Raw genomic sequence first — 4,852 nt, 5'->3', positions numbered from 1 at the left:
CGGGATCATGACGAGGCCGAACAGTTCGTGACGATGCTCGCGCAGGCGCACGCCGCCGGTGTCGCAGTGGACTGGAGCCCGCTGTTCGCCGGACGCGTGGGGTCGCAGGTGGCGCTGCCGACGTACGCCTTCCAGCACCAGCGCTACTGGTTGCAGCCCCGGCCCGACCGTGCCGGTGACCGGTTCGATCATCCGTTGCTGACGGGTGTGGTGCCGGTCGCGGGCAAGGACGAGTGGGTCTTCACCGGCCGACTGTCGGTGCCCGACCAGCCGTGGGTCGCCGACCACATGACCTACGGCACCGTCGTGGTGCCGAGCGCGACCCTGGTCGAGTTCCTGCTCGTGGCCGGCGGCAGGATCGAGTGCGGCGTCGTCGAGGAACTGACGCTGGAGGCGCCGATCCTGCCGTCCGAGGGCGACGAGGTCGAACTCCAGGTGGCGGTGCAGGAGTCGGACGCGGCCGGCAGGCGGCAGTTCACCTTCTACTTCCGCAAGAACGGGGCGGGCGAATGGGTACGCAATGCCAGTGGCGTGCTCACCGGTGCCTGGACGGCCGGCGACACTCTGCTGGAGCGGCTGCGGGACGAGCAGTGGCCGCCGGTCGACGCCGAGCCGTTGGACACCACGTGGATCCCCGAACGGATCGCGAAGGGCTCGGGACTCGAATACGGTCCCGCGTTCATCGGCGTCGACGCCGCGTGGCAGCGGGACGGGACGGTCTTCTCCGAGATCACCCTGGACGTGGCCGCCGCGCCGGAACCCGAGCTGTACGACCTGCACCCGGCGCTGCTCGACCTGGTGATGCACGCGGGCCTGGCCGGGCTCGTCTGGCACGACCAGGACAGCGATGCGAACACCGGCCGACTGCTGTTCCGCTGGGGCGGGGCGCGACTGCACCAGCCGTTGGTGAAGGCGACGGCACTGCGGGTCCTCGCCGTGGCGAGCGGGCCGGAGACGATCTCGGTCGCGGCCGTGGACGGCTCCGGACGACCCGTGGTGTCGGTCGACGCGGTCGTGATGCGTCCCTACGACGTCAAGCAGCTGCGCAGCACACTGTCCGGTGGTGACACCGACCTGTACCAGGTGCAGTGGGTGCCGGCCCCGGCCCCCGAAGCCGCGTCGAGGGTGCCGGCGGAGCGGATGGCGGTGCTCGGATCGACTCCGGTGACCGGAGTGGAAGCCGGGTACTCCACGCCTGCGGACATCGCTGCCGCAGAGGTCGTTCCGGATGCCGTGATCTGGCACCCGATGGACGGCGTGGCAGGCACCGGTGATCCGGCGGACGTCCGGCGGCACCTGGAGCACGTTCTCGCGACGGTGCAGGCGTGGCTGGCCGAGGACCGGTTGGCCGATGCGCGACTGGTCGCGGTGACCACGAACGGCGCCGGGCTCGGGGACGAGGCGCCGGACCTGGCCGCGTCGGCGATCTGGGGACTGCTGCGCAGCGCCCAGTCCGAGCACCCCGGCCGGTTCGTCCTGCTCGACGTGGAGCAGTCGGCGACCCCAGCCGACCCGGCACTCGTCGGCGCCGTCCTCGGTGCGGACGAGCCGCAGGCGGCGGCCCGTGGTGGCACGCTGGCCGTGCCCCGGCTGACCCGGGCGGCAGCACATCCCGAACCCGAGCCGGGGGAGCGGTTCGGCACCGGCACCGTGCTCATCACCGGCGGCACCGGCGGTCTGGGCGCGCTCGTGGCCCGCCACCTGGTCGCCACGCACAGCGTCCGACAGATGTTGCTGGTGTCCCGGCGCGGACCCGCGGCGGACGGCGCGAGCGAACTCGCGGCCGAACTGACCGAGGCCGGTGCCCACGTGCGCGTGGCGGCCTGCGATGTCGGCGACCGCGCGGACCTGCGGGCCTTGCTGGCGTCGATCGACCCCGAGCACCCGTTGACCGCCGTGGTGCACGCGGCGGGCGTTCTCGAGGACGGCACGGTCGCCGGTCTGACGACCGAGCAGCTGGAGCGGGTCTTCACCCCGAAGGCCGCCGGCGCCTGGCACCTCCATGACCTGACCCGCGAGGCGGATCTGACGGCCTTCGTGCTGTTCTCGTCCGTGGCCGCGGTGCTGGGGTCGGCCGGGCAGGGCAACTACTCGGCGGGCAACGGTTTCCTCGACGGGCTGGCACGCCTGCGCCGTGCCGAAGGACTGCCCGCGACGTCGCTGGCCTGGGGACCTTGGAGCCAGGACAGCGGCATGACCGGCGCACTGGACCGGACCGCCGTCGCCCGCTGGGAGCGGCTCGGCCTGCACCCCATCCCCGTCACGGACGGCCTGCGGCTGTTCGACGAGGCCGCTGCCCGCCGCGACGCACACCTGGTGCCGATCCGGTTCGACGCCGCCGAACTCCGGCGGGAGGCCCAGGCCGCTGCGGTACCGGCGATGCTGCGCGGGTTCGTGCGCCGCGCCACGACACCGACCGCCGCGTCCTCGAGCTCGCTCGGTGCCCGGTTGAGCCGGGTACCGGAGACCAAGCGGGCCGAGGTGGTGCTGGAACTGGTGCGCGAGCACGCCGCGGCGGTCCTGGGGCACGGTTCGGCCGAGGACGTGAATCCCGATCGGCGCTTCGACGACCTGGGCTTCGACTCCCTCGGTGGCATCGAGTTCCGCAACCGGCTGGCCAAGGCGACCGGACTGTCGCTGCCGTCCACCCTCGTCTTCGACCACCCCACGGCAACGGCGGTGGCGACCCTGCTCCATGCCAAGACCGCCGGAACGGACTCCGGGCCCCGGACCACGCGGGCGTCGCGCCGCGCACGCGCGGACGAGCCCATCGCGGTCGTCGGCATGAGCTGTCGCTTCCCCGGTGATGTGCGGACGCCGGAGCAGCTGTTGCAGCTGGTCGTCTCCGGAACCGACGCGACCACGGCGTGGCCGGCCGATCGTGGCTGGGACCTGGATCGGCTGATCGACCCGGATCCGGACAAGCCCGGCACCGTCTACAGCCGCGGTGGCGGGTTCCTGAACGACGCGGGTGACTTCGACGCGGCGTTCTTCGGTATTTCGCCGCGTGAGGCGTTGGCGATGGATCCGCAGCAGCGGTTGCTGCTGGAGGCGTCATGGGAGGCCCTGGAGTACGCCGGGATCGACCCGGTGTCGCTGCGGGGCAGTGACACCGGTGTGTTCGCCGGTGCCTGCGCGTCCGGGTATGTCGACCAGGTGTCGGGCGACCTGGAAGGGTTCCGGCTGACCGGCACCACCCACAGTGTGATCTCCGGGCGCGTGTCGTACGTGTTCGGCCTGGAAGGGCCGACGGTGACGATCGACACGGCGTGTTCGTCGTCGCTGGTGGCGCTGCACCTGGCGTGTCAGGCACTCCGACAGGGCGAGACGTCCCTCGCGCTGGCCGGAGGCGTCACCGTGGCCGCGACCCCGTACCTGTACGTGGACTTCGCGCGGCAGCGGGGTCTGTCCCCGGACGGCCGGTGCAAGGCGTTCTCGGCCGACGCCGACGGTGTGAGCTTCTCCGAGGGCGTCGGCGTGCTGGTGCTGGAGCGCCTGTCGGACGCGCAGCGCCTCGGGCACGACGTCCTGGCCGTGATCCGCGGCAGCGCCGTGAACCAGGACGGTGCGAGCAACGGCCTGACCGCGCCGAACGGCCCGTCGCAGGAACGCGTGATCGGGCAGGCGTTGGCCAACGCCGGTCTGACGCCGGTCGACGTCGACGCGGTCGAAGCCCACGGGACCGGGACCACCCTCGGTGACCCGATCGAGGCCCAGGCGCTGATCGCGGCGTACGGGCAGGATCGCGGCGACCGGCAGCCGCTGCGGATCGGTTCCCTGAAGTCGAACATCGGGCACACCGTGGCCGCCGCGGGAGTGGCCGGTGTGATCAAGATGATCCAGGCGTTGCGGCACGAGGTGCTGCCGCAGACGCTGCACGTGAACGAACCGTCGCCGCACGTCGACTGGTCGGCGGGCGCGGTCCGGCTGCTGACCGAGGCCGAGCCCTGGCCGGCCGGAGGCCGGGTGCGCCGGGCCGGTGTGTCGTCGTTCGGTGTGAGCGGCACCAACGCGCACGTGATAGTCGAAGAAGCGCCTGCCGCGTCGGTCGTGGTGGACGGCGAACGGGACGGCGATTCCGCCGCCGTCCAGCACCACGCGGTCCCCGTGCCGCTGCTCGTGTCGGGCAAGAACGCGGAGGCGCTGCGTGCCCAGGCGGCCAGGTTGCACGACTGGCTCTCCGAGCACCCGGACGTCGATCTCCTGGACGTGGCGTCTTCGCTGCTGACGGCGCGGTCGCAGCTGGACTGGCGGGGCGGAGTCGTCGCCGGCGATCGTGAGGGCTTGCTGACCGGATTGGCCGACCTGGCCACCGGTTCGGTGCCGGCCGGCGTCGTGTCCGAGGTCGTCGGCTCGGGGAAGACGGCCTTCCTGTTCACGGGTCAGGGTGCTCAGCGGGTCGGTATGGGTGCTGGGTTGTATGAGGCGTTCCCGGTGTTCGCGGCCGCGCTGGATGAGGTGTGTGCCGGGTTCGATGGGTTGCTGGGTCGTTCGCTGAAGGACGTGATGTTCTCCGGTGGTGAGGTGCTGGGTCGGACGGAGTTCACGCAGCCTGCGTTGTTCGCGTTCGAGGTGGCGATGTTCCGGCTGCTGGAGTCGTTCGGCGTCACACCGGATGTGCTGATCGGTCATTCCATCGGTGAGCTGGTGGCCGCGTATGTGGCTGGTGTGTGGTCGCTGGAGGACGCGTGTCGTCTGGTGGCGGCGCGGGGCCGGTTGATGGGTGCGCTGCCGGAGGGTGGGGCGATGCTGGCCGTCGCCGCGACCGAGGCGGAAGTCGCCGGTGTGATTGCGCGGTTGGGTGAGCGGGTGTCGATCGCGGCGGTGAACGCGCCCGGGGCTGTGGTGATCT

General features: G+C 71.8%; 1 protein-coding gene. It reads left to right on the top strand.

The genetic code is table 11. The annotated features are described in order from the left end of the window. Nucleotides 1-4,852, top strand: a 4,852-nt coding sequence (locus tag ACYVMZ_RS39040; RefSeq protein WP_461088029.1) for an SDR family NAD(P)-dependent oxidoreductase, incomplete at both ends; no start/stop codon positions are given.

The organism is Streptomyces deserti, assembly GCF_054782695.1.
Note: the sequence above shows the minus strand (reverse complement) of the source record. Positions and strands in the feature narration are given on the sequence as shown.